Origin of the sequence: Mycobacterium sp. 29Ha, from assembly GCF_032883055.1 — a bacterium.
Classification (GTDB): Bacteria; Actinomycetota; Actinomycetes; order Mycobacteriales; family Mycobacteriaceae; genus Mycobacterium; species Mycobacterium gallinarum.
On the sequence record NZ_JAMQTI010000009.1, the window covers coordinates 50,222 to 74,485 of the forward strand.

The following is a 24,264-nucleotide window of genomic DNA, read 5'->3' on the forward strand; positions in this document are numbered from 1 at the left end:
CCGCGAGCGCCGCGAGTTAGCTCCGGCGCATCTGGACCGGCGTCGTCCGCGGCTGCTTCTCGACGACGGCAGTTCGCCGGTGGACGACTGCCAGGCCGCCACGGCTGGGCGCGAAGACCACCCCGTGATCACGTGCCCGCTCGCCCGGTGCGTCAGTGGGGACGAGCCGAAACTCCCGCAGCAGCGTGCGGAGCGTGACGTCCATCGCCATGTTCGCGAACGTCGCGCCGATGCACCGCTGGAATCCGCCCCCGAAGGGGATCCAGCCCGAGGGCTTGCGGGTGGTGCCGATGAAACGTCCTGGATCGAAAGACTCGGCACGCGGGAAGCAGTCTTCGGACGAGTGGGCAAGCCGGACGTTGATCATCAAAGTGGTGCCTTCGGGGATGACCCAGTCTCCCAACCGGATTCGGGTCAGGGCGCGGCGCTGCACGATGTCGCCCACCGGGCGTGTGCGCTGCACTTCCCAGATCGTCGCCTGCCGCCACTGCGAACCGCCCGCATCAGCCTCGGCCGTCAACCGCGACAGCAATCGCGGATGTCGGCGCAGCCGTTCGACGGCCCAGGCCAACGTGGCGGCAGTCGTCTCGTATCCGGCCGCCAGCAGTCCGAGCAATTCGTCGGCGATATGAGCATCCGACATCGCCTCCCCGTTGTCGTATCGAGCCTGCAACAAGATGGCGAGGACGTCGGTGCGCTCGGGGAAAGCGGCGTCGGCTCGTGCCTTCGCGACCAGCGCGTGGACCGCCGCGTCGAAGTGGGATCGGTATCGAAGTAGCCGCGCCCCCGGACTCCATACACCGAAGTCCTTCCGCACAATCGGTGGCAGCAGTCCGATCCGGGCGCCGAGCGACACCGCGCTGGGCAACAGCGCGCACAATTCGTCCACGGCGGGGGCGTCGGCGCCGAGCATGGAGCGCAGGAGCCCACGAACGAGAATGCGCGTCATCGCGGGCAACGTCTGGAACTCCTGCCCTTCCGGCCAATTTGCAGATTCGCGCAGCACCTCCTCTTCGACGATGCGCCGGTGCTGTGCGACGTGCGTGGAATGGAACGGCGGGGCCAGCAGCCGCCGTCGGTTCAGATGTTCTTCCCCGTTGAGGTTGAACATCGATCCGGGGCCGAAAACCTTGCCGAGGTTGAGGCGCGCGCGTCCCAGAACCGCTCTACTGGTACCGAACAGGTCGCTGATCAGTTCCGGATCGCCGATCACCACGGTCCGCCCGAAGCCGGGTAGGTCGAGGGTGAACATGGTGCCGTGCCGCCGGGCCATAGCGGCGACCAGCCGGCGCCGCGCCGCCAGGAATGCGAGCCCCTGTGCCGCCTTCGGCAGCCGCAGCGCAGGCGGCAGGTGTATCGCTTCAGTTGACGCCGTCGCCATGTTCGCCACCTCGACACCGGCCGTCATCATGTGATGACGCCGTTTCATCGAAGCATGCAACGTGAGGGGATGTTCGGTGTCGAGAATGTGGTGCTGACTCCGTCCTAGGGATGAGCGGCCACCAGGCAACTGCTGCGAGCCTGAGCCCGACCGACCGCTCACGTTGGTATAAGCAGATGTCGCCAGAAACAAGGAGTCCATTACCTCGTGTTCAGATCCGCGCTCAGCGTGCTGCTCGCCGCTTCACTCGCCCTCACCGGTTGTCAGCAGTCCGACCAGACCTCCGAGGAACCGGCTTATCCGAGCAGACCCGTCACGATGACGGCGGGAGCCAACCCGGGCAGCGGTTTCGACATCACGATCCGAGCGGTGGTCGAGGCGCTGCAGCAGGAACGGCTCGTCGATGTGCCGTTACCAATAGAGAATCGGCCGGGAAACAGCGGAGCAGATTTCCTCGCCGAGATGGTGGAGCAGTACCAGGGCAAAGACGACGAGGTTTCGGTCACCTCGCTGTCGATGATGATGAACGAACTGCTCGGCAAGTCGAAGTACGGCTACGACGACGTCACGATGATCGCGCGGCTGATCACCGAGTATTACGTGGTCGTCACCCGCTACGACTCCCCGTACAACAACCTCGGTGACGTCATGTCGGCCATCAAGTCCGACGCCAAGCGCGTCGTGGTCGGGGCCGCCAACGATGATCAGGCGCCTTTCGACCTGCTGGTCGCAGCGGCCGGCGGTGACCCCTCGACCATCAACTACGTACCGTTCGAGGGCGGCGGTGACCAGATCAGCGCACTGGAGAAGGGCGACATCAGCGTCGCGATCGGCGGTGTCAGCGAGTTCGTCGACCTGCTGAAAGCGGGGACCCTGCAGGCGCTGGGGGTGTTGGCAGAGGAACGGTTGCCCGAACTGGATGTGCCGACCGCCAGGGAGCAGGGGTTCGACGTCACCCTCTCCAATTGGCGAGGCCTTTACGGACCGCCGGACATGCCGCAGGTCGCCGTCGAGTTCTGGCAGAACGCGCTCGGCACGATGGTGGAATCGCCGACCTGGCAGCAGATCGCCAAGGACAGACACTTCACCACGACCTTCATGATCGGCGACGAATTCCAGACCTTCTTGGCGGAGACCCAGGCCGACGTCAAACAAGCGCTGGCGCTGTGATCAGTTCTTCGGCGTCGGGCTCATCGAGCTGATGTAGTACGTCTCGTCGCCGGTGGCATATCCGCCGCCCGCCGTCGCGATGTGCACGTGGTCGAAGTGGTTGGCGGTCTCGTTGCCGTAGTCCGCGGTCCAACTCGGTGCGCCGATGCCGGGGTAGAAGCCCTGCCGCCAGATCACGTGCAGGATTCCCCAGCGCTTCGCGTTCGCCAACGCCAGCCCGGCGATCTGGTTGCCGAGTTCGATGCCCTCTTCGCTGCTGTGGTTCGGGATCATGACGTCGATCGCCAGACCTTCGGGATGCCACCGCAAGGGGTCCTGCCGATACCCGCCGATGGTGGTGATCTCGGGGAACATCACGCTGATCGCGCGAGCGGCCCAAATGGTCCTGACCTGCAGATTGCTCTCGGGCGCAACGCCCTTGGGCAGCTCGAACGGAAGCTCTCGCGCAGCCGCGGGCGCGCTTGCGGCCAGCAGTTCGGCCTCCGCGGGCACCGGGACCCTCGGCGCAGCGGGCGGCGCGGATTCGGGTGACATCGGCGCCACCGCCGCCGGCTTTTCGCTGTGCGGCGCCTCGGCGTTCTGGGCGTACAGCATGGCGCCGGAGACGACCAGCGAAACCACGATCGCCAACCACCGGCCACGGCCGTTGGCTAACAGGTTTCTTGCCACGGGAGAGCACTTTACTGTCGTCTCTGACACGGTATTGCCGTCTTGGTGGTCTCGTAATGTTCTCTTAGACCCCCACGACCCGACGGCCAGCAAGTTCTACGCCACCGAAAAACCCAAAAAGTTCGCGAGCGCGGTGTGTTGGGCGCCAAGCGCGTAGTACTACTCATCCGCGGTTGGCCACGGCGCGGCATGCTGAACGCATGACGCTCACCAAGCCCGGGTCCGGTGCCGACAGGGTCGCTGCCGAGACTCCGGCCGACCGTGACCGCGCTGTCGACGTCGCCCGGCTCGGCGCCCTCGTGGTCGTGATGTTCGGGCACTGCGCACTGCTGCTCGCCACCATCGACAACGGGCTGCGGATCGGCAACCTGCTCGGCGAACTGCCCGCACTCGCTCCCATCACCTGGGTCGTGCAGGTCATGCCGCTGTTCTTCCTGGCAGGCGGTGCGGCAGGCGCCTACGGCTGGCATTCGGGCTCGTCGTGGGGCACCTGGCTGGTCAAACGCGCGCAGCGGCTGTGCCGCCCCGTCTTCTGGTATCTCGCCGCGTGGTCGATCGGCATCGCGGTGACCTACTACGTGCTCGGCGCCGACTCCGCGGAAAGCATCGGCCGCGAATGCGTGGCCCTGCTGTGGTTCCTCGGTGTCTACCTCGTGGTGCTGGCCTTCGTCCCCGCCCTGACCCGAATGTCGACCGGTCGCGCGGTCGCCGCCATCGTCGGGGTGCTGATAGCCGTCTCCGCGGGATTCGACGCGATCCGATTCGCGGTCGACGCACCGATGGCGGGCGTCGCGAACTTCGTCATCGTCTGGCTGATCCCGATGGTGATCGGGGTGGCCTACGCGCGACACCTGGTCGGGGCGCGCACAGCGCTCGTCTTCGCCGCGTCCGCATTCGCCGCGCAACTTGTGGTCGCGGCCGTAGGACCCTACGAGGTCTCCCTGGTTGTCACTGGGACCGAACGCATCTCGAACGTGTCGCCGCCGACGCTGTTGCTCGCGCTGCACTGCACCTGGATGTCGTTCGCGTTCATCGCGTTCGCGGGCCCGATTCGGCGCTGGGCTCAGCGTCCGCGCGTCTGGTACGTCGTCGCGACAGGCAACGCGGGAGCGATGACGCTGTACCTCTGGCACATCCCCGCGATCGCGGTGGCCACCTTCACCCTGCACGCCTTCGGTCTGGACGCCTACGACGTTGACGCCCCGCACTTTTGGGCCATGCTCGCCCTGCGTGCCGTGGTGTTCGCCGCCGTGATGCTCGCCATGTTCATGGTGCTCTCGCCGCTCGAACATCGTCGACTGCCGTGGTGGGACGCACCCGTCGCCGCCACCGGCACCCGGTCGACCGCCGCCGGTGTGCTGATCGTCCTCGCCGGAGTGGCGCTGGTGTTGCTCGCCAAAAATGGTCTGGGCGACCTCCAGGGGCTCGCCACCCTCGCATGCTTCGTCACCGCGGCCGCTGCCGCGCGGATCTGCGCCGGCGCGAAAAATTCCCAATCCGCCACGGCAACAACGGTTTAACGGCCGACGAGCTGCTCCGGAGGCTTTGGCTTCGGCCACGGAGCCGGCCGCGGTCTTGCGCGGATCATCTGCGGCCACCAGAACCACCGGCCCAGCAGGGCCGCGATCGACGGGGTCATGAACGCGCGGATCACCAGGGTGTCGAACAGCAGACCCATACCTATGGTGGTGCCCATCTGAGCGACCACCGTCAGCTCGCTGACCATCATCGAGATCATCGTGAAGGCGAACACCAGACCGGCTGAGGTGACGACCGAGCCACTGCCGCCCATCGCGCGGATGATCCCGGTGTTCACCCCGGCGTGCAGTTCTTCCTTCAACCGCGCGACGAGCAGCAGGTTGTAGTCGGCGCCCACGGCCAACAGGATGATCACCGCCATGGCCATGACCATGAACTGCAGTTCGATGCCCAGCACGTGCTGCCAGATCAGCACCGACAGGCCGAACGACGCGCCGAGCGACAACACCACGGTGCCGACGATGACCGCGGCGGCGACGACAGCGCGCGTGATGATCAACATGATGGTGAAGATCAGCGCGAGCGCGAGGATCGCGGCGATGAGCAGGTCGTAATTGTTGCCGTCCTGCATGTCCTTGAATGCCGCTGCGGTTCCGCCGACATAGATCGTGGAACCCTCGAGGGGCGTGCCCTTGATCGCTTCCTTGGCCGCGTGCTTGATCGCCTCGATGCGGTCGATGCCGTCGGCGCTGAGCGGATCTCCCTCGTGCTGGATGATCATTCGGACCGCATGACCGTTGGGCGAGATGAAGCTGTCCATGCCGCGCTTGAACTCTTCGTTGTCGAAGATCTCCGGCGGCAGATAGAACGTGTCGTCGTTCCAGGAGTCGTTGAACGCATCGCCCATGGCCGACTGGTTCTCCGACAGCGCAGCCTGCTGATCCTGCATGCCACCCTGTGTGGCATGCATCGTCAGCATCATGTTCTGCATCGTCTTCATCGTCTCGATCTGCTGGGGCATCAACGCCAGCAGTTGCGGCATCAGCGAATCGAGCCGCTCGAGATCCGGAAGCAGGTCCTGAACGGCCTCAGTCGTGGTGTCGACGCCGTCGATCGTGTCGAACACCGACCGCATCGACCAGCAGAGGTTGATGTTGTAGCAGTGCGGCTCCCAGTAGAAGTAATTCCGAATGGGACGGAAGAAGTCGTCGAAATTCGCTATGTAGTCGCGTAATTCGGCGATGTCGACGGTCATGGTGCGCGTCTTCTGCACCATGCTGTGTGTCGTCGCGCTCATCTCGCCCATCAGGTTCGACATGCGGGTCATCGTGTCGATGGTGACCTGCATTTCGTCGGCCTGCTTCAGCATGTCTTCCATGCGGTCCTGCAGGTACTTGCGGTTCAGGTCCTGACCGACACCACCGAGGCTCATCTGCGCCGGAATCGTGCTGAACTTCACCGGTTTACCGTCGGGGCGGGTGATCGCCTGGACGCGGCCGATCCCGGGCACCCGGAAGATCGCCTTGGCGATCTTGTCGATCACCAGGAAGTCCGCGGAGTTGCGGAGGTCATGGTCGCTCTCGATGAGCAACAACTCCGGGTTCATGGTGGCCGGGGAGAAGTGGCGTTCGGCCGCCGCAAAGCCCAGGTTCGCGGGCAGGTCGGGCGGCAGATACTTACGGTCGTTGTAGTTCGGTTGATATCCGGGCAAGGTGAGCAGCCCGACGAGTGACAAGGCGATGGTCGCCAGCAGGACAGGGCCCGGCCAGCGAACGATCAAGGCGCCGATCTTTCGCCAACCCCGAATGCGCATGGCGCGCTTGGGTTCCAAAAGGCCGAATCGGCTCGCGACGGTGATGATCGCCGGGCCCAACGTCAGCGCGACCAGCACGCCGGTTGCCATGCCCACGGCCAGCGGTACGCCCAGCGTCTGGAAGTAGGGCAACCGCGTGAAGGACAGGCAGAAGGTCGCACCCGCGATGGTCATACCCGAGCCGAGCACCACGTGCGCGGTGCCGTGGAACATCGTGTAATACGCCGACTCTCGGTCCTCGCCGAGAGTTCGCGCCTCTTGATAGCGGCCTATGAGGAAGATGGCGTAGTCCGTTGCCGCGGCTATCGCGAGTGTGACGAGTAGGTTCGTCGCGAAGGTCGACAACCCGATCAGCTCGTGATACCCGAGGAAGGCCACCACCCCGCGCGTCGCCGCCAGTGTCAGAAAAACCATCACCAGCACGAGCAGCACGGTGCGGATCGATCGGTAGACGAGCAGCAGCATCGTGATGATCACCGCGAAGGTGACCATCTCGATGATCCGGATGCTGCGGTCGCTCGCGATCTGCTGATCGGCGACCAGGGCCGATCCACCAGTCACGTAGACCTTCACGCCCGGCGGCGGCTCCAGCCCGTCGACGAGCTTGATGACCTGCTCCACCGACTCGTTGGACAGCGCCTCGCCCATATTGCCGGCGAGATACACCTGCACGTATGCGGCCTTGCCGTCGGCGCTCTGCGCGCCTGCTGCCGTCAGCGGATCGCCCCAGAAGTCCTGAACGTGTTCGACGTGTTTGGTGTCGGCCTCGAGTTTGTCGACGAGTTCGTCGTAATACTCGTGCGCCTCCGCGCCCAACGGCTTGTCGCCTTCGAGCAGGATCATCACCGCGCTATCGGATTTGTACTCCTCGAAGACCTCGCCGACCTTCTTCATCGCGATCACCGACGGCGCTTCGGCCGGGCTCATCGACACCGACCGCATCTGGCCGACCACTTCGAGCTGCGGCACGGTGACGTTGAGCAGGGCGACGATCAAGACCCAACCGATGATGATCGGCACGGAGAACACGCGGATCCACTTGGCAAGGCCTCTGCGGCGATCCTGCGCGGGCCGGGCAAGCGGATCTTGGGTGGGAGCGCTCATCGCAGTGTCGTCGGGCGCGACGGGTTGCTTCCGCTGCTATTGAGCCCAGCCTGAACACAGTTGGGCACCTCGCGGAGCTCCTCCCTGGATTGTTAAGCTTGCCTTAGTTCCTACCAGATCAGGCCCGTTAGCGGCCACTCACAGCAGCCCCACAGCGAACGAGGCCGCCTGATCGACCATTCCCGACCGGACGTAGGCGCCGTGCGCGCCCCAATCCCGTCCGCCTTCGAAACAGATCGGGTCGTTCGGCACGCACATCTCCACGGTCTTTCCGGCGTAGAGCGGCGCAACGCCGGGTAGCGGTCCGGGCGACAGCGAATCGGCGAAGCTGCTCCTTGGACCGCCGAAGATCGCAGCCGCGGCGACGTTGTCGGCGACCGCCGGGGGCATCGCGGCGGTAGCCAAGTCGACGACAGCGGCCCCTTGGGAGTAGCCGCCGAGCACCATCCGGGTATTCGGGCACGTCGCGGCCATCGACTGCACATGAGCGCTCACGTCGTCGCGGCCCGCGGGCGTGCTGCGGCCGAAGTCACGGCTCGCGGGGTAGTTGACCGCATACACACCGACAGAGCGCTCGCCGAGACGTGAACGCAGCGAGTCGACGAACGCCTGCCCGATACCGCCAACGCCGGGCGGTTCGGTGGTGCCACGAGCGAACACAATTTCGACGTCGGGACAAGGAACCGCGGCCGCGGGTGGCACGGTCGCCAGAGTGATCGACAGAGTGGCGCCGGTGAGGCCCACAAGCCCTAGCACGCGCGAGATGGTCGTCATACTCGTACGTCGCTCAAGGGCGCGGAGATGTCACATCGGCGGCGGCAATCCTCACCAAGAAACTGACGGACGCGTTAACGGTCAGCTGGCCAGCAAACAATGACCCGAGCCATCCGTGCGTCAGCGTGACAGCCGGGACTGCCGTGCCAGATGGTTTGGAATGGGCAGGACGGGCCCAGCGGTACGCCTGTTTCGGCGATCAAGGCCCTGATCACGAGGTCGACCTGGTGATACGCCACGCGGTCCGGCGACATATGTCTTAGCGTGTGAGTTATCGCAGGTCACTTCGACTGCGTCAGACAGCGACAAGCAAATACTGCCCGGTTAGCTTCGCGCGGGGGCGCGGCGCCGGGCGGCGACCGATCTGTTCGCCGACGAAGGTGGTGGGGAAGCGGTGGAAGCGGTACTGGGATTTTCTGTGACGTCCAGCAGTGTCGGCTGGGTCCTGCTCGACGGACCCGGCGTCGACGCGGCCGCCCTCGATCACGACGTGTTCGACGTCGCCGGCTCATCGGACGACCACGACATCTCCAAGCACATCGCCGCCCTGCGCGGGGCGCTGTCGATCGCCGCGGCGAGCGGCCACGAACTGAAATCGATAGGGCTGACCTGGACCCCTGACGCCGCCGCGACGGCGAATCTACTGCTGAGTTCGTTGCCCGAACTAGGGTTCGTCAAGGTCGCATCGGTGCGGCTTTCCGAGGCCGTCCGCACGTGGGCGTACGTATACGGCGAGGCGCTCGGCTTCGAGAAGGCGGCCGTGTGTGTCGTCGAACCCGCGGCCGCGACGGTGCTGTCTTTCGGATACGGCGCCGTCCGGACATTCGCGACTCCTACGCGGGAAAGCGACGACGGCCTGAGCCGGTGGCTGAAGGACGCGTTCGAAACCAACCACCTGGACCCCGAGCACCTGTTCCTGATCGGCTCGCGCGGAGACCTCGAACTGATCGCGGGCCGGCTCCGCGACGCGCTGCCCATGCCGGTCGTGACGTCCGGCGAAGCGCAGTTGGTGCTCGCCCGCGGCGCGGCGCTGGCAGCGAGGCCGAGCGCCGCGACTACCGCAATACCGTTGGCGGTAAAGCAGATTGAGGCTCCGCCGCAGACTCTCGGGCAGAAGCTGTCGTGGTTCAGCCCGCCGGCCCGCGCCGCCGTCGTCCTGGTGGCCAGCGTGGTGGCGCTGTTCATCCTTGGCCCCGAACTCGTCAGTCAGCCGGAGCCGCCGTCGGCAGCCGATCAGGCCGCATCCAGTTCGTCGACGACCTCGGTGCGCATCCAAGCCGTGCCCGCGCCTGTCGCGGCGCCGTCGCCCACGAAGGTCGTTCAGCGTTTGGCGCAGGCCGCGCCGCCGCCGGTCGCAGAGGTGATGACGCGGGAAGCGCCGGTCACCGTCGAACAGCTGGCTGTGCCGGAGACGCCCGCCGCGGTGGTGCCGGAGGTGCCCGTCGCGTTAGCGGCCGAGGCGCCTGATGCGGTGATGCCCGCGACAGAGCCCGATGTGCCGGTTGCCACGGAGCTTGCCGAGGTCGCACATCTCCCGGAGCCGGCCGACGTGGCTCACCTGCCGGCGCAGCCGGCGGAGACTCCACATCTGGCTGCGGACGCCGACGTGCCAAGCGGGACAGCGCATCTGCCCGACGCAGGCACCCTGCACCTGCCCGGGGCAGTGCCGGGACTGGCGGCAGAGGCACCGGTGACTGAGCCTGTACTGGCCGCAGAGGCACCGGTGGTAGAGCCTTCGCCGACGTTCCTGCCGCCTACGCGGACCGCATCCAGCGCGGTGTGGGCCGCGCTGCCTTGATCGGTACCGCCTAGGTGGTAGTCCAGGTCCAGACGGACGGATCGTTCGGCGGGTAATTCATGCAAACGTCGGTGGCATGTGCGACGACGCCCTTGTTGTTGAAGAACAACTTCGCCCAGTTGCCCCAGCGCGTCGCCATCTGCTCGTAGTAAACGTTCGTCGCCGTGTTCTCCGAATACTGCCTGCGACCAGCGTAATCGAGGGAGAAGAACCAGTAGATCCGGTTGCGGGCACCCGTCTGAACATCCGCGGGCCGGTTCCTGTAGTCGATCATGTAGCGCTCGTAGTACACCGGGTCGGTGTCACGGGTGGCCGCCATGTATTGATCGACGGTGCATGGCGTTTTCATGATCCGGCTCGGGATCGGGTACTCGTCGGTCGCGTCCGCCGAGGCAACGCCGGGAAAGATCATGGCGGCACAGCTCAGCGCGGCAGCCGCAATGCTCACTTTGCGTAACACTTCGTTCTCCTCGCTACTGCCCGGCTTGGAGCAGAGGCAGCTTGTCGGGGCAGTACAGGCGCAAACCAGCTCCAAGGAACTGCCACGCTTGCTCGGTGGTGGTGTCCTTCACCAATTGATCGTGGACGAACTTGGCCGACTGGGCCGCGGTGGTGTCTACGCCCTTGTTCAACCGCTTGCAGGTGATCTTGGCGATCCAGGCGTTGTAGTCCTTCTGCCCGTAGATGCCGTAGATGTGCAGCTCGTTCGTGAAATCGGTGTCCACGTCGGCGTGCGCGGGCGCCGCAAGCACCAATGCTGCTGCGACGGCACCGATTCCGGCTAACAAACGCTTCACTGCTGTCCTCCCTCCGGGCCTACCTGTGCCATCTGCCGTGGCGGTTTGGGCCACGGCGACGGCACCGGTCGTGCTCGCACTCGTTGTGGCCACCAGAACCACTTGCCCATCAATGCTGCGATGGACGGTGTCATGAACGACCGGATCACAAGGGTATCGAACAACAGGCCCAGTCCGATGGTGGTTCCGACTTGTCCGATGACTGTGAGTTCGCTGACCGCCATTGACATCATGGTAAAAGCAAACACCAGGCCGGCCGACGTCACGACCGATCCACTGCCGCCCATCGCCCGGATGATGCCGGTGTTGATGCCGGCATGAAGCTCTTCTTTGAGCCTGGACACCAGCAGCAGGTTGTAGTCGGCGCCGACCGCCAACAGGATGATCACGGACATCGCCAGCACCATCCAGTGCAATTCGATGCCGATCAAGTGCTGCCAGATCAGCACCGAGAGCCCGAACGAGGCGCCCAACGAGATCACCACCGTGCCGACGATCACGGCGGCCGCGACCACGCTTCGGGTGATGATCAACATGATCACGAAGATCAGGCCGAGCGACGCGATCGCCGCGATCATCAAGTCGAACAGGCTGCCGTCGGACATGTCCTTGAACACCGCCGCGGTGCCGGCCAGGTAGACCGTCGACCCCTCCAACGGAGTGCCCTTGATGGCTTCCTTGGCCGCCTGTTTGATCGCATCAATCCGCTCGATGCCTTCTGGCGTCATCGGATCGCCGTCGTGGGCGATGATGAACCGCACCGACTTGCCGTCGGGGGAGATGAAGTTCTCCATGCCCTTCTTGAATTCGGCGTTGTCGAAGACCTCCGGCGGAAGATAGAACGAGTCGTCGTTCATCGACGCGTCGAATGCCTCGCCCATCGCCGACGAGTTGTCCTGCATCGCCGCCATCTGATCCTGCATGCCCTTCTGCGTGGCATACATCGTCAGCATCATGGACCGCATGGTCTTCATCGTGTCGATCATCGGCGGCATCAACGTGACCATCTGCGGCATCAACTGATCCAGGCGCTCCATATCGGGGATCAGCTCTTGGATGTCCTTGGTCATGATGTCGATGCCGTCAAGGGTGTCGAAAATCGACCGCAGCGCCCAACAGACCGGGATGTTGAAGCACTTCGGCTCCCAGTAGAAGTAATTGCGAAGCGGCCGGAAGAAGTCATCAAAGTTCGCGATGTTGTCCCGCAGTTCGGCCACATCGACAGTCATGCTCTTCATCTTCGTCACCATGGAGTGTGTCGTTGCCGCCATCTCCTTGGTGAGGGCGGACATCCTCTCCATCGTCGCGATCGTCTTATTCATTTCATCGGCTTGGACAAGCATGTCCGCCATGCGGTCCTGAAGGTACTTCTGGTTCATCTGCTGGGTGGTGCCCTGCATGCTGATCTGGAACGGGATCGACGTGTGTTCGATGGGCTTACCGTCGGGCCGGGTGATCGCCTGCACGCGCGAGATGCCAGGAACCCGGAACACCGCCTTGGCGATCTTGTCGATCACGAGGAAGTCGGCGGAATTGCGCAGATCGTGATCGCTCTCGATCATCAGCAGCTCGGGATTCATCCGGGCCTGGGAGAAGTGCCGGTCCGCCGCCGCGTAGCCCTCGTTCGCGGGCAGGTCCGCAGGCAGGTAATTGCGGTCGTTGTAGTTGGTGCGGTACCCGGGCAGGGTCAAGAGCCCGACGAGCGACAGGGCGATCGTCGCCACGAGGATCGGGCCGGGCCACCGCACGACGGCAGCGCCGATCTTGCGCCATCCGCGCACCCTCAGCGCGCGTTTCGGATCGAGCGTCTTGCCGAACCGGCTCGCCACGGTGATGATCGCGGCACTGAGCGTCAGTGCGGCCAGGACCCCGACCGTCATACCGATCGCCAGTGGCACGCCGAGCGACTGGAAGTACGGCAACCTGGTGAAGCTCAGGCAGAAGGTGGCGCCGGCGATGGTCATGCCGGAGCCCAGCACCACGTGGGCCGTCCCGTGGTACATCGTGTAGAAGGCCTGCTCTTTGTCCTCGCCGGCGGCACGCGCCTCCTGATATCGGCCTATCAGGAAGATCGCGTAGTCGGTACCGGCGGCTATCGCCAGCGTCACCAGCAGGTTGGTCGCGAAGGTCGAGAGTCCGATGATCTCGTGGTAACCCAGGAAGGCCACCACACCACGGGCGGCCGACAGCTGCAGGACCACCATGACCAGCGTCAAGAGCACGGTGACGATCGATCGGTAGACGAGCAACAGCATCACGATGATGACCGTGAACGTGACGGCCTCGATCATGCGCATGCTGCGGTCGCCGGCGATGTGCTGGTCGGCGGCCAGCGCGGCCGGACCGGTGACGAACGCCTTGACGCCCGGTGGTGGCTGCATGCCGTCGACGATGTTCTGCACGGCCTCGACCGACTCGTTGGCCAGCGCCTCGCCCTGGTTACCCGCGAGGTAGACCTGGACGTAGGCGGCCATGCCGTCGTTGCTCTGTGCGCCGGCGGCGGTCAGCGGATCGCTCCAGAAGTCCTGAACGCTCTGCACGTGCTTGGTGTCGGCTTCGAGCTTCTTGACCATCTCGCCGTAGTAGGCGCGCGTGTCCTCGCCGAGGGGCTTGTCGCCCTCCAGCACGATCATCGCCGAGCTGTCGGAGTTGAACTCCTCGAACACCGACCCGACGCGCTTCATCGCGATCATCGACGGCGCGGAATCCGGGCTCATCGAGATCGCTCGCATCTGGCCGACCGTTTCCAGCTGCGGCACGACCACATTCAGCACGGCGATCACGGCAATCCAGCCCAGGATGATCGGGATGGCGAAGGCGCGGATCATCCGGGGGATGAACGGCCTCGCAGCGTGATTGGGGCGTGGGAACGCGTCGGTTGGTGTCTCGTTCGTGGGCGCGCTCATGCGGATTTAACAAAGCAGAAGGTTTGTGCGTTCAAGCCGTTCGACGTTCTTTCGTCTTTGATCTCGTCATCGACGGTGATACGGCACGTGATCGAGGACCCGTCGCCCTGGGCGACGATGTTCGGGGCCGCCGACGGCGCAGTGGTCTGCAGCGTCAGTGACCACGGCAACCCGGCCCCGTCGATGCGCTGAGGTTTGGCGTCCAGATCCAGATAGTTGATGTCCGCGTATGAGCCAGTGCCGAAGATCTCGTACTTCACGACCTTGGGGTCGAAGGGCTCAGGATCGTCGGCGAAGACCTTCGGGGTCACGATGATGCCGTCAGCGCCGAAGAAGGTCCGGATGCGGTGGACGGTGAACCCTGCAACGGCCACCACGATCACGATGACAATCGGGATCCAGACTTTCTTGGCGAGGCCGATCATGCCGATCGCCCCCGACCCGTGCCACCCATATATGCGCCCTCGAGTTCCGTATCCGTCGCTGTCATCAGTGTGCGTAACTTAGCCCGTATAAGTTCTCACCCGGCACAGGTTATCTCAAGTTTTTGTGCTGCTGCCCACCCCCGTCTCGGCGGTGTGACCGGCGTCACAATGCGGGCAGTTCGAATTGCTCCAGATACCGCGTGATGAAGGCTTCGGCCTCGTCGTGACCTCGGGTGATGCCGAGCCCGCGCTCCAGCAACACAATCCGTGCCAGGCTGGTGACGATCATAGACATCACCACCGGCGGAAAGGCCTCCATGTCGATGCCGTGGGCGCGCATCGCCAGCGTGACCGCGGTTTCCTCGACGTCGCCGAATCGCTGGGCATAGGCCGCGATCTCACTCCTGATCTCCTTGCGGTGATTGGCCAGACCCATGAACTCCATGAAGAGCCGTGCCCCGTGGGTGCTGTTCAGGCGCCACAGTGCGTGTAGGGGTTCGTCATCGGCGAGGGCCTGGCGTTGGCGCTCGAGATTGGTCTCGGCGCCGTCACGCAGTACGGCGAGAAACAGATCGTCCATGCTCGGGAAGTAGTAGTGCACCAGCGCGGGCTTGACGCCGGCCTTCGCGGCCACCCGCCGCGACGTTGCCGCGGCGTAGCCCTCCTCGAGCATTACTTGGGCAGTCGCCTTGATCAGCGCATCGCGAGTCGCCGACGTGCGTCCACCTCTTGACCGCTCACCTGTGGTGCTGCTAGACATGGCCGCAGTCTAGATGTTGGGCGATCGCCCAACAATGGGTCGCCCAACAATCGAGGAGCGTCTGGATGGCTGGTCGGGTAGACGGCAAGGTCGCGTTCATCACCGGCGCGGCGCGCGGCCAGGGCCGCAGTCACGCGGTGCGGCTGGCCCAGGAGGGCGCCGACATCATCGCGATCGACATCTGCCGGGGCTTCGAGGACTCGACGGCGCCCGCCGCCACGCCCGAGGACCTCGCCGAGACCGCGGACATGGTGAAGAATCTGGATCGTCGCATCGTGACCGCGGAGGTGGACGTCCGCGACTACGACGCGCTGAAGGCCGCGCTCGACAGCGGCGTCGAACAGCTCGGCGGGCTCGACATCGTCGTCGCCAACGCCGGCATCGGCACCACCGGCGTCAAGTTGCACAAGATGCGCGAGGACATCTGGGACGAGACGATCGACATCAACCTCGGGGGAGTGTGGAAGACGGTCAAGGCCGCGGTGCCGCACCTGCTGGCCGGCGGCAGCGGCTCGATCATCATCACCAGCTCGGTCGGCGGCACGAAGGCCTACCCTCAGGTCGGCCATTACATCGCCGCCAAACACGGGGTCGTCGGCCTGATGCGGACCTTCGCAGTCGAACTGGGCGCCAAGAACATTCGCGTCAACACCGTGCACCCGACCCATGTCTGCACGCCGCTGCTGATGAACGAGCCCACGTACAAACTGTTCCGGCCCGACCTGGAGAACCCGGGCCCCGACGACCTGGCGCCGATCTGCCAATCGTTCCACTTCCTGCCGATCCCGTGGGTCGAGCCGGTCGACATCAGCAACGCGGTGCTGTTCCTGGCCTCCGACGAAGCCCGATACATCACCGGCGTCACCCTGCCCGTCGACGCCGGCAGCCTTCTGAAATAGGGGAGTAGACGTGGCCTTGAAAAATCCAGCCAATGACACCCAGGTGTACTACGACCCCTACGACGTCGAGATCGTGGCGAGCCCGTATCCGACGTATGCGCGGCTGCGCGAGGAGGCGCCGCTCTATTACAACGAGCGCTACGACTTCTGGGCGCTGTCGCGCTACGTCGACGTCGAGAAATCCCTGAACAATTGGGAGACGTTCTCCAATCAGCGTAGCGACATCCTCGAACTGGTTAAGTCGGATTTCGACATGCCCAAGGGCGTGATGATGTTCGAGGACCCGCCGATCCACACGATGCTGCGCGGGTTGATGTCGCGGGTTTTCACGCCGCGGCGAATGGCCGAGATCGAGGATCAGATCCGCAACTACTGCATCAATTGCCTTGACCCCCTTGTTGGTTCCGAGAGCTTCGACATCGTGGCCGAACTCGCCGCGATGATGCCGATGCGGGTGATCGGGATGCTGTTGGGCATCCCCGAATCCGATCAGGTCGGCTTCCGGGACCGCAATGACGCCAACCTGCGGACCAAACCGGGTGCGCCGATGAAGGTCGCCAAGGCCGACGCGATCGCCGACGGCAGGATGTACGCCGACTACGTCGAGTGGCGGTCGAAAAACCCGTCCGACGATCTGATGACGGCGCTGCTCAACGTCGAGTTCACCGACGAGGACGGCGTGACGCGCAAGCTGCATCGCAAGGAGGTGTTGCACTACACACAGGTGGTCGCGGGCGCGGGCAACGAGACGACTGGCAGGCTCATCGGCTGGCTGGCCAAGGTGCTGGCCGAGCATCCGGATCAGCGCCGCGAGATCGCGGACGACCGGTCGCTGCTGATCCCCGCGATCGACGAGACCCTGCGCTTCGAGCCGACGGGACCGCACGTAGCCCGTTACATGGCAAAGGATTTCGAGGCCTACGGACAAACGGTGCCTGCCGGCAGCGCGATGCTGCTGCTCTTCGGGGCCGCCAATCGCGATCCGGAGCGCTACGAGGATCCCGATACGTTCAACATCCACCGCAGCGGTTCACACCTGACATTCGGCAAGGGTCTGCACTACTGCCTGGGCGCCAACCTGGCCCGGCTCGAGGGACGTGTCGCGCTCGACGAGCTGCTCAACCGGTGGCCGGAGTGGGGCATCGACTACGAAACCGCTCAGCTGGCACCGACATCGACCGTTCGCGGCTGGGAAAAGCTGCGAATCGTCGTGGGCTGACCGGGATTGCAGTCGGTTTGAAAACGCCCGTTATGGGGCACGAAAACAAGCATGTCAAAGTTACTTCGTTCGGCAATCGTCGCGGCTCTCTGCGCTCCGATCTTCGCGGTAGCAACGGCAGCCGGCGCCACAGCACAGCCCCAACCCATCAACTGCCCGCCCGGGCAGTACTGGGATCCGGGTTCTAATTCCTGCAAGAACGCGGTGCCGCTGAACTGTGCGCCCGGCCAGTACTGGAACCCGATCACCAACTTCTGCCGCCCGCTCGGCCAGTACTAGCCTCCGAGCGATTTGTGCACGATTAGGCGCGGTGAGCGCTCGTAAGCGTGCACAAATCGCGTTCTAGACGCGCGTGTAACGGGTGCCTCGGAGCTCGCGGACCCAGAGTTCCCCGTCACCCGCGGTGGGGCCCTGCGCCGCAAGTTCGCGCTTGAGCACCTTGTGCGTCGCGGTCGTCGGCAACTCGCGCGCGATACGGACATACCGCGGCCAACCCTTGGGCGACAGGTCGGACTGCGCGGCCAGGAAGGCCTCGAAATCCTCGGGTGTCAGGGTGGCGCCGTCGTTGAGCACGATCGCCGCCATGATCTGATCGCCCACGCTTTCGTCGGGCACCGCGTAGATGGCGACCAGGTTGATTTCGGGCAACCGGATGAGAATGCGCTCGATCGGGGCGGCGGCCATGTTCTCACCGTCGACCCGTAACCAGTCGCCGCTGCGTCCGGCGAGATAGATCCACCCATCGGCGTCCTTGTAGGCCAGGTCGCCCGACCAGTACATTCCGTGTCGCATGCGCTCGGCGGTCGCATCGTCGGCGTTGTAATAACCGGTGAAGAAACCCTGCCCGTCGGTGTTGACGAGTTCACCAATCGCCTCGTCGGCGTTGATGAGCGCACCGTCGGCGTCGAACTGTGCCGGCGGACATTCGGCGACGGTCTCGGAGTTGTAGATCGCCACCCCCGGAAACCCTTTGCCGAGTGAGCCTTTCGGCGTGCCCTCCTCACGGGTGATGATGACGGCGTTCTCGGTAGAGCCGAAGCCGTCCCACACCGTGCAGCCGAAGCGCCGCTGAAACGCTTCGATATCCCGGTCGCTGGCTTCGTTGCCGAACGCGATGCGCAACGTTGTCTCCGCGTCGCCGGGTTGTTCGGGCGTGGCCAAGATGTACGCCAGTGGCTTGCCGACGTAGTTCATGTAGGTGGCGCCGTAGCGGCGGATGTCGTCGACGAAGCTCGACGCCGAGAATTTCGCGGGCGCCATCGCCGCGCCCCTGGCCAGCGCCACGCCCCAGCCCGCCACCAACGCATTGGAATGGAACAGCGGCATCGACAGGTAGCACGTGTCGTCCTCGTAGACCTCGAACTTCTCGACGAGGGCCTGGCCCGACATCAACACCATGAAATGCGACACCCGCACGGGCTTCGGGTTGCCGCTCGTCCCCGACGTGAAGATCAACATGTAGGTGTCCATCGGTTCGACCTCGCGGAAGGGCTTGAGGTCACCGGCGGACTCGAGCATCCGCGCCCAGTCGTCGGTCGAGGTGTCGAGGACCTGCACTCCGTCGAGGTCGAGACCGTCGAGCAACGGCCGATGTTCGGCATCGGTCACCACGATCTGACAGTCGGCGCGCCGGATGTCGGCCGCCAGCGCATCGCCGCGCCTTGTCGAGTTGATGCCGCACAGCACGTAGCCGCCGATGCCCGCGGCAGCCATCTGGTTCAAGAATTCCGGGCTGTTGCCCATCAGGACGCCGACGTGCAGGGGGCGGTCGTAGTCGGCGACGGCGAGCAGTGCGGCGGCGCGGGCCGACGCGTCGCTCAGATGTTCACGCCAAGTCCACGTGGCGTCGCCGTTCTTCACCGCAACGGAGTCCGACGTCGCACGTTCGCGCAGCAATTGCTGGATGGTCTCGCTTGGCATGCTGGTAGTTCTAGCATCCACCAATGAGGATCATCGACGCCGACGGTCATGTTGCCGAGGGGGCTTCGCTTGCGGTCGAGGCGATGCGGCGCTGGCCCGAACTCATCGTGCCCCGAGAAGACGGACGAGCCCTCGTCATCGAGGGCCGCAACTACCCGGAGTCCGACGGTCCGGGCGCCGGCTGTCCCCGAGAACACGGTCTGTCGACGGCGCCGGGCATCGACTACTCATCTCCTGAGGGCGTGCTCGGGGACGCCGACCGCGACCAGATCGACACGATGGTGCTGTACCCGAGCCTGGGACTGTGCGTGCCGACGCTGGAAGACGCCGATTTCGCGGCAGGCTTCGCGCGGCTGTACAACCAGTGGATCGCCGACTACTGCCGCTCGTCGGGTGGGCGGTTGCGCGGAATCGCGGTGACCCCGATCGAACACGGCGCTGCGGCGATCGACGTGATGCGTGAGGCCAAGGACCTCGGACTCGTCGCGACCCACGTCCCGCCGGCGCTGAAGACACGAAACCTCGACCATCCGGACCTCGATCCGTTCTATGCCGCCGCCGTCGAACTCGACATGCCTCTGGGCATCCACGGCGCCCCAGGCATGCACTTGCCGAAAGTGGGCATCGACCGGTTCACCAACTACATCCAGGTGCATTGTGTGAGCTTCCCGTTCGACCAGATGACGGCGATGACCGCGCTCATCTCCGGCGGCGTCTTCGACAGGCATCCCGACCTGCGGGTCGCATTTCTCGAAGCCGGGGTGGCATGGGTGCCGTTCTTCATCGACCGGCTGCACGAACACTTCGAGAAGCGCGGCCATTGGATCGACGGCGGCTGGCAGCGCGACCCAGGCGAGTATCTGCAGGCGGGCAATATCTGGACGACGTGCGAGCCCGAGGAGCCGATTCTGCCCGGTGTCATCGATGTCCTCGGGGACGACTTCATCATGTTCGCCAGCGACTATCCCCACTGGGATGGTGAATGGCCGCACAGCACAGAGCATTTGAGAAATCGGCCGGATATCGGCGAAGATTCCCGCGCGAAAATCGGCGGGCTGAATGCTCAGCGGTTCTACTCCCTGAACTGAACCGCCGGCATCTCAACTCCGTTGCTGTGCGCTTCAGGCCCGTCTTGCTATTTTTGCTAAGATGGGAAAACTGGCTGCGGGTGCTTGATGGGGTGAGTGCATGACCGATGTGGAGTGGACACCGCTGCCGGTGCCGTGGGCGGTGCGCAGCGTGGATCGCATCCCCAAGCAGCGGTATTACGACCAGGACTTCTATGCGCTCGAGACGCAGCTGTTCTGGCCGCGGGTCTGGCAGATGGCGTGCCGCCTCGAGGAGATCCCCAAACCCGGCGACTTCGTCGAATACGAGATCCTCGACCAGTCGATCATCGTCGTTCGTGTCGATGACAGCACCGTGCGCGCCTACTACAACGCCTGTCGGCACCGCGGCATGAAGCTCGTCGAGGGTAGCGGGACCCGACGCAGCTTCGTCTGTCCGTTCCACGGGTGGTGCTGGGGACTCGACGGCAAGAACACCTTCGTATTGCGTTCCGAGATGTTCGACGACGCCAACCTCGACGCCGACGATCTCGCTCTCACGCCGGTGCGGTGCGAGCTGTGGGGCGGATGCGCGTGGATCAATCTCGACGACGATGCGCCCCCGCTGCGTGACTGCATCGAGCCGTTCGGGTCCCGCCACGACGAATTCAAGGTGGAGGCGCTACGCACCGAGTGGTGGAAATCCTGCCTGCTCCACGTGAATTGGAAGCTGGCGACAGCGGCCTTCATGGAGGGCTACCACGTCCCGCAGACGCACCCACAGCTGTTGCCGTCGGCGTACAGCCCGGATTCGTCGTCAGTGCATCCGGTGGTGCAGGCGAGCCTGTATTTCATGCGAACGCTGGGGTCCGGCATGGGCGGTATGACGCACGAGAACGACATCCGCATTGCCGAAGGCCTGCAACACATGTCGCTCCCGGACGATCCTGCCGAAGCGATGGCGACCTGGCGCGGCGCGGTCAACGATGCGGTCACCAGTTGGCACAGGGCGCGCGACTGCGATTTTCCCGACCTGAACGATCTGGAGCGGCGACGCGTCATCGACCCGATCGGGTTCTGCTTCCCGCACTACTTCATCCTTCCTCAGTACAGCAGTGCGTCGTCGTATCGCATTCGTCCGCTGGGGCCGGAGGAGACGCTGTTCGAGGTCTGGTCGCTCACCCGCTACCCGAACGATCGAGCGCCCGGTAAGCCCACCGCGCCACAGCCGCTGGCTCCCGACGATCCGAGCTGGCCGATGATTCCGGCCCAGGACTTCTCGAATCTGCCCCGGCAGCAGAAGGGGCTGCACGCCAAAGGATTCGAGTACATGCGGCTGTCCAACCAAATCGAGGGCCTGATCTCGAACTTCGAGCGAGTCATCGATGGCTTTCTCGCCGGCCTGCCGTACGACCAGCTGGTGCCCGCCATACAGCGCACCAATACGACGATCGACGTGCCCGTCGTCGAGCTCGGGCTGTCGGAGAAGGTTCGCGCATGGTGAATTGGGACGCGTCCGTCGACTTACTGATAGCGGGGAGTGGCGGCGGCGGAATGGTTGCTGCCCTGGCCGCGCTCGATGCGGGGATCGAACCGCTGGTGGTCGAAAAGCAGAGTCTCGTCGGCGGATCGACCGGAATGTCGGGCGGCATGGTATGGCTGCCCGACAACCCGCTGATGCGTGCAAGCGGAATTGCCGACTCGCACGAGGACGGTCTGGCCTATTTCGATGACGTGGTCGGCGATATCGGGGAGGCGTCGTCGGCCGCGCGCCGTGAGACATTCCTGACCGCGGGTAACGCGATGATCAACCTGCTTGTCGAGAACGGTGTCCGGCTCGTACGGTGCCCGGGTTGGAGCGATTACTACCCGAATCACAAGGGTGGCAACGCCGCCGGGCGCTCAGTTGAGGGCATCCCTTATGACGCAGCGCAGCTCGGGGACTGGAGTGACAAGGTCCAGCCCTCGATGGCCAAGAACTACGGGTTCGTCATCAAGACCAACGAGTTGCGCGCGGTGCAGTACTTCAACCGTTCGCCCCGGGCGTTTGCGATCGCGATGCGAGTGTTCCTGCGCACCAGGGCAGCCCGCCTCCGAAACCGCGAAATCCTGACCAACGGTGCGTCGCTGATCGGGCAGATCTTGAAGGCGCTGATGAACTTCGACGGCGGGCCGTCAGTGGGAGGCGACGGCGGGCCGTCAGTGGGAGGCGACGGCGGGCCGTCAGTGGGAGGAAGCGGCGAGCCGCCGATTTGGACTGACACCGCCATGGACGACCTCATCGTCGAAGACGGTCGGGTCGTCGGCGCGCGTGTGACGCGTGACGGTACGACGATGAACATCGAGGCGCGCAAGGGTGTGCTGCTCGCCGCCGGCGGGTTCAGCCGCAACGCCGACATGCGCCGTCGGTACAGCGGCGACCAGCCCAACGAGGGCAAGTGGTCGATCGCCAACGCCGGCGACACCGGCGAGGTACTGCAAACCGCAATGGCGCTGGGTGCGAAGACAGACCTGCTCGACGAAGCATGGTGGCTGCCAATGGTTTTCATTCAGGATCCCGGGGCAGCATCGCTGGGATCTGGACGGCAGCGCCCCGGCGCGATCTACGTCGACGGCACCGGCAAGCGGTTCTGCAACGAGTCGAACTCCTACGTCGAAGTCGGCAAAGCGATGTACGCGAACAAGGCGGTGCCCTGCTGGCAGGTGTTCGACGAGGGTTATGTCCGGCGCTACGTGTCGGGGGCGAATCCGCTGAAGAAGCGCAGCCTGTCGGAGTCGCTGATCGAACAGGGCGCGGTCAAACGGGCCTCGACGATCGCCGATCTGGCCCGGCAGATGGACGTGCCAGCCGACGCGTTGGAGCAGACGGTCAAGCGGTTCAACGAATTCGCCGCCAAGGGCCTGGACCCCGACTTCGGACGTGGGCAGTCGGCGTACAACGTCTGCCTCGGTGACCCGGGCTACAAGCCGAACGCCGCGGTCGGACCGCTCGACTCAGCGCCGTACTACGCGACCAGGGTGTTTCCCGCCGACGTCGGGACGTGCGGGGGAGTGATCACGAACGAGCACGCCCAGGTGTTGAACGAGCAGGACCAGGTGATCGAAGGTCTTTATGCGACAGGCAATATCACCGCGACGGTGATGGGCCGGAACTATCTGGGCGCCGGCGGCAGCATCGCCAACACGATGATCTTCGGGTACGTCGCCGCCCGCCACGCCGCCCGCGGGTGAATTCGGCGCGCTGATGCACCGCTGCGGTCGGTTTGCGCGCCGAATTCACTAGGCTTCGTCGATGAAATCTCTTGGCTTCTTGCCCGATTCGATCAACAGACGGCGTCGCTCCTGAACGTCGGTGGCTGCGCCGACCATGTTCGTCAGGATGTGGCTCACCTGAAGATGCACCCGCATACCCATCAGCTCGTAGGCCCGCTTGACGTTGTTCTTCACCGCCATTGACGTGGTCAGCGGGATCTGGCCGATCTTGCGGGCCATCTCCTCGACGGTGTCCTCGAGCTGATCGCGGGGCACCACCTTGTTCAGCAGGCCCCATTCCAAAGCCTCCTGCGCGGACAGTGTGGGCGCCAACAGAAGCCAGTCCATGGTGCGATGCCAGTTCATCAGCAGCCACGGCTCGATCATGGTGTGGCCGCCGGGCTCGCCGAGGCTCTGCGCGAGCGGCATCTGGAAGTACGCATCCTCGGACGCGACGCAAAAATCGGTGAGCAGGCCGAGATAGATGCCGCCGCCCATGCAGTAGCCGTGGATCTGCGAGATCGTCGGCTTCGGGAACTCCCACAGGTACAGCGTCGGCCAGAGGAACAAGTCGGCGGTGCCCTTGTAGAGATCTTCGAATGTGTCCCCGAAATCGGGATAGGGATTCTCGTCCGGACCCCACCGTGCGACGTGCCCGCCGCAGAACCCCTTGCCGTTGGCCTTCAGGATGACGACCTTGATCTCCTTGTCGCGGTCGGCCTCCCGTAGGCAGGCGTCGACCTCCTGCACGAGCTGCGCGTCCTTGGTGTTGGCCTTGTCGGGGCGGTTGAGAATGATCCGCGCGATCGGCGGCTCGCGTTCGTAGATGACCGCTTCCAGCTCCATTGCCGT

The 24,264-nt window shown here is 64.6% G+C and carries 20 protein-coding genes; 9 read left to right on the forward strand and 11 right to left on the reverse strand.

Translation table 11 applies throughout. The annotated features are described in order from the left end of the window. Positions 1 to 16: 16 nt before the first annotated feature. Complete coding sequence (locus M1248_RS13540; protein ID WP_317148700.1) at positions 17 to 1,429, reverse strand: cytochrome P450; 1,413 nt, start codon at positions 1,427 to 1,429, stop codon at positions 17 to 19. Positions 1,430 to 1,588: 159 nt separating this feature from the next. On the opposite strand from M1248_RS13540, the gene M1248_RS13545 reads away from it, so the two are divergent. Next, on the forward strand, positions 1,589 to 2,551 hold the full coding sequence (locus M1248_RS13545) for a Bug family tripartite tricarboxylate transporter substrate binding protein (RefSeq protein WP_317148701.1): 963 nt from the start codon (positions 1,589 to 1,591) through the stop codon (positions 2,549 to 2,551). Here the strand turns inward: M1248_RS13545 and M1248_RS13550 are convergent, their stop codons facing one another. Beyond that, on the reverse strand, positions 2,552 to 3,220 hold the full coding sequence (locus M1248_RS13550; protein WP_174262038.1) for a glycoside hydrolase: 669 nt from the start codon (positions 3,218 to 3,220) through the stop codon (positions 2,552 to 2,554). Between the two features lie 200 nt (positions 3,221 to 3,420). Here M1248_RS13550 and M1248_RS13555 point away from each other — a divergent pair, with 200 nt between their 5' ends. Further along, on the forward strand, positions 3,421 to 4,740 hold the full coding sequence (locus M1248_RS13555; protein WP_163728747.1) for an acyltransferase family protein: 1,320 nt from the start codon (positions 3,421 to 3,423) through the stop codon (positions 4,738 to 4,740). On the opposite strand, the gene M1248_RS13560 is transcribed toward M1248_RS13555, so the two are convergent. Both M1248_RS13560 and M1248_RS13565 read right to left on the reverse strand, forming a co-directional pair. Then, complete coding sequence (locus M1248_RS13560) at positions 4,737 to 7,616, reverse strand: RND family transporter (RefSeq protein WP_163728744.1); 2,880 nt, start codon at positions 7,614 to 7,616, stop codon at positions 4,737 to 4,739. The genes M1248_RS13555 and M1248_RS13560 overlap by 4 nt on opposite strands. Before the next feature lie 138 nt (positions 7,617 to 7,754). After that, positions 7,755 to 8,390 carry a cutinase family protein gene (locus M1248_RS13565; protein WP_317148702.1) on the reverse strand — a complete coding sequence of 212 codons (636 nt, stop codon included), beginning with the start codon at positions 8,388 to 8,390 and terminating at the stop codon, positions 7,755 to 7,757. Positions 8,391 to 8,808: 418 nt separating this feature from the next. Between M1248_RS13565 and M1248_RS13570 the strand changes: the two genes are divergently transcribed. Beyond that, positions 8,809 to 10,188 carry a hypothetical protein gene (locus tag M1248_RS13570; RefSeq protein ID WP_317148703.1) on the forward strand — a complete coding sequence of 460 codons (1,380 nt, stop codon included), beginning with the start codon at positions 8,809 to 8,811 and terminating at the stop codon, positions 10,186 to 10,188. Positions 10,189 to 10,198: 10 nt separating this feature from the next. On the opposite strand, the gene M1248_RS13575 is transcribed toward M1248_RS13570, so the two are convergent. The 5 genes from M1248_RS13575 to M1248_RS13595 form a co-directional block, all read right to left on the reverse strand. Then, the gene (locus M1248_RS13575) at positions 10,199 to 10,600 is read right to left on the reverse strand and encodes a DUF5078 domain-containing protein (protein WP_410506668.1); all 402 of its coding nucleotides are present in this window, start codon (positions 10,598 to 10,600) and stop codon (positions 10,199 to 10,201) included. A gap of 61 nt (positions 10,601 to 10,661) precedes the next feature. Then, positions 10,662 to 10,985 carry a DUF732 domain-containing protein gene (locus tag M1248_RS13580; protein WP_083127171.1) on the reverse strand — a complete coding sequence of 108 codons (324 nt, stop codon included), beginning with the start codon at positions 10,983 to 10,985 and terminating at the stop codon, positions 10,662 to 10,664. Next, positions 10,982 to 13,891, reverse strand: a complete 2,910-nt coding sequence (locus M1248_RS13585; protein WP_163728736.1) for an RND family transporter — start codon at positions 13,889 to 13,891, stop codon at positions 10,982 to 10,984. Before M1248_RS13585 ends, M1248_RS13580 begins: the two co-directional genes overlap by 4 nt. Further along, positions 13,888 to 14,316: an MmpS family protein gene (locus tag M1248_RS13590; RefSeq protein WP_317148704.1), complete on the reverse strand. Its 429-nt coding sequence runs from the start codon at positions 14,314 to 14,316 to the stop codon at positions 13,888 to 13,890. The genes M1248_RS13585 and M1248_RS13590 overlap by 4 nt, the downstream gene beginning before the upstream one ends. 163 nt (positions 14,317 to 14,479) lie before the next feature. Then, positions 14,480 to 15,076 (reverse strand): TetR/AcrR family transcriptional regulator, encoded by a 597-nt coding sequence (locus M1248_RS13595; protein WP_163728730.1) that lies wholly within the window; start codon positions 15,074 to 15,076, stop codon positions 14,480 to 14,482. 65 nt (positions 15,077 to 15,141) lie between these two features. Here M1248_RS13595 and M1248_RS13600 point away from each other — a divergent pair, with 65 nt between their 5' ends. Genes M1248_RS13600 through M1248_RS13610 form a run of 3 tightly spaced genes read left to right on the forward strand, consistent with a single transcriptional unit; the run spans position 15,142 to position 17,473 of the window. Continuing rightward, positions 15,142 to 15,975 carry a mycofactocin-coupled SDR family oxidoreductase gene (locus tag M1248_RS13600; protein WP_163728727.1) on the forward strand — a complete coding sequence of 278 codons (834 nt, stop codon included), beginning with the start codon at positions 15,142 to 15,144 and terminating at the stop codon, positions 15,973 to 15,975. 10 nt (positions 15,976 to 15,985) lie between these two features. Next, positions 15,986 to 17,194 (forward strand): cytochrome P450, encoded by a 1,209-nt coding sequence (locus M1248_RS13605; RefSeq protein WP_163728724.1) that lies wholly within the window; start codon positions 15,986 to 15,988, stop codon positions 17,192 to 17,194. 51 nt (positions 17,195 to 17,245) lie between these two features. Next, on the forward strand, positions 17,246 to 17,473 hold the full coding sequence (locus tag M1248_RS13610; protein WP_163728722.1) for a hypothetical protein: 228 nt from the start codon (positions 17,246 to 17,248) through the stop codon (positions 17,471 to 17,473). Between the two features lie 63 nt (positions 17,474 to 17,536). Here M1248_RS13610 and fadD1 read toward each other — a convergent pair whose 3' ends face one another. After that, entirely contained in the window at positions 17,537 to 19,114 is a 1,578-nt protein-coding gene (gene fadD1 / locus M1248_RS13615; protein WP_317148705.1) for a fatty-acid--CoA ligase FadD1, read from the reverse strand. 23 nt (positions 19,115 to 19,137) lie between these two features. On the opposite strand from fadD1, the gene M1248_RS13620 reads away from it, so the two are divergent. From M1248_RS13620 to M1248_RS13630, 3 genes are all read left to right on the forward strand, one after another. Beyond that, entirely contained in the window at positions 19,138 to 20,202 is a 1,065-nt protein-coding gene (locus M1248_RS13620; protein WP_163728715.1) for an amidohydrolase family protein, read from the forward strand. A 100-nt stretch (positions 20,203 to 20,302) separates the two neighbouring features. Further along, positions 20,303 to 21,664 carry an aromatic ring-hydroxylating dioxygenase subunit alpha gene (locus M1248_RS13625; protein WP_317148706.1) on the forward strand — a complete coding sequence of 454 codons (1,362 nt, stop codon included), beginning with the start codon at positions 20,303 to 20,305 and terminating at the stop codon, positions 21,662 to 21,664. Beyond that, positions 21,658 to 23,391 (forward strand): FAD-binding protein, encoded by a 1,734-nt coding sequence (locus M1248_RS13630; protein WP_163728709.1) that lies wholly within the window; start codon positions 21,658 to 21,660, stop codon positions 23,389 to 23,391. The genes M1248_RS13625 and M1248_RS13630 overlap by 7 nt, the downstream gene beginning before the upstream one ends. A gap of 48 nt (positions 23,392 to 23,439) precedes the next feature. On the opposite strand, the gene M1248_RS13635 is transcribed toward M1248_RS13630, so the two are convergent. After that, positions 23,440 to 24,258, reverse strand: coding sequence for an enoyl-CoA hydratase-related protein (locus M1248_RS13635; protein ID WP_163728706.1), 819 nt, complete (start codon positions 24,256 to 24,258; stop codon positions 23,440 to 23,442). Between the last annotated feature and the right edge of the window lie 6 nt (positions 24,259 to 24,264).

Bases quoted from the DNA above. Each gene is read 5' to 3' on its own strand.
- M1248_RS13540 (WP_317148700.1), bottom strand. From the start codon at position 1,429: ATGAAACGGCGTCATCACATGATGACGGCCGGTGTCGAGGTGGCGAAC.
- M1248_RS13555 (WP_163728747.1), top strand. From the start codon at position 3,421: ATGACGCTCACCAAGCCCGGGTCCGGTGCCGACAGGGTCGCTGCCGAG.
- M1248_RS13560 (WP_163728744.1), bottom strand. From the start codon at position 7,616: ATGAGCGCTCCCACCCAAGATCCGCTTGCCCGGCCCGCGCAGGATCGC.
- M1248_RS13565 (WP_317148702.1), bottom strand. From the start codon at position 8,390: ATGACGACCATCTCGCGCGTGCTAGGGCTTGTGGGCCTCACCGGCGCC.
- M1248_RS13575 (WP_410506668.1), bottom strand. From the start codon at position 10,600: ATGATCTTTCCCGGCGTTGCCTCGGCGGACGCGACCGACGAGTACCCG.
- M1248_RS13585 (WP_163728736.1), bottom strand. From the start codon at position 13,891: ATGAGCGCGCCCACGAACGAGACACCAACCGACGCGTTCCCACGCCCC.
- M1248_RS13590 (WP_317148704.1), bottom strand. From the start codon at position 14,316: ATGATCGGCCTCGCCAAGAAAGTCTGGATCCCGATTGTCATCGTGATC.
- M1248_RS13595 (WP_163728730.1), bottom strand. From the start codon at position 15,076: ATGTCTAGCAGCACCACAGGTGAGCGGTCAAGAGGTGGACGCACGTCG.
- M1248_RS13600 (WP_163728727.1), top strand. From the start codon at position 15,142: ATGGCTGGTCGGGTAGACGGCAAGGTCGCGTTCATCACCGGCGCGGCG.
- M1248_RS13610 (WP_163728722.1), top strand. From the start codon at position 17,246: ATGTCAAAGTTACTTCGTTCGGCAATCGTCGCGGCTCTCTGCGCTCCG.
- fadD1 (WP_317148705.1), bottom strand. From the start codon at position 19,114: ATGCCAAGCGAGACCATCCAGCAATTGCTGCGCGAACGTGCGACGTCG.
- M1248_RS13620 (WP_163728715.1), top strand. From the start codon at position 19,138: ATGAGGATCATCGACGCCGACGGTCATGTTGCCGAGGGGGCTTCGCTT.
- M1248_RS13625 (WP_317148706.1), top strand. From the start codon at position 20,303: ATGACCGATGTGGAGTGGACACCGCTGCCGGTGCCGTGGGCGGTGCGC.
- M1248_RS13630 (WP_163728709.1), top strand. From the start codon at position 21,658: ATGGTGAATTGGGACGCGTCCGTCGACTTACTGATAGCGGGGAGTGGC.
- M1248_RS13635 (WP_163728706.1), bottom strand. From the start codon at position 24,258: ATGGAGCTGGAAGCGGTCATCTACGAACGCGAGCCGCCGATCGCGCGG.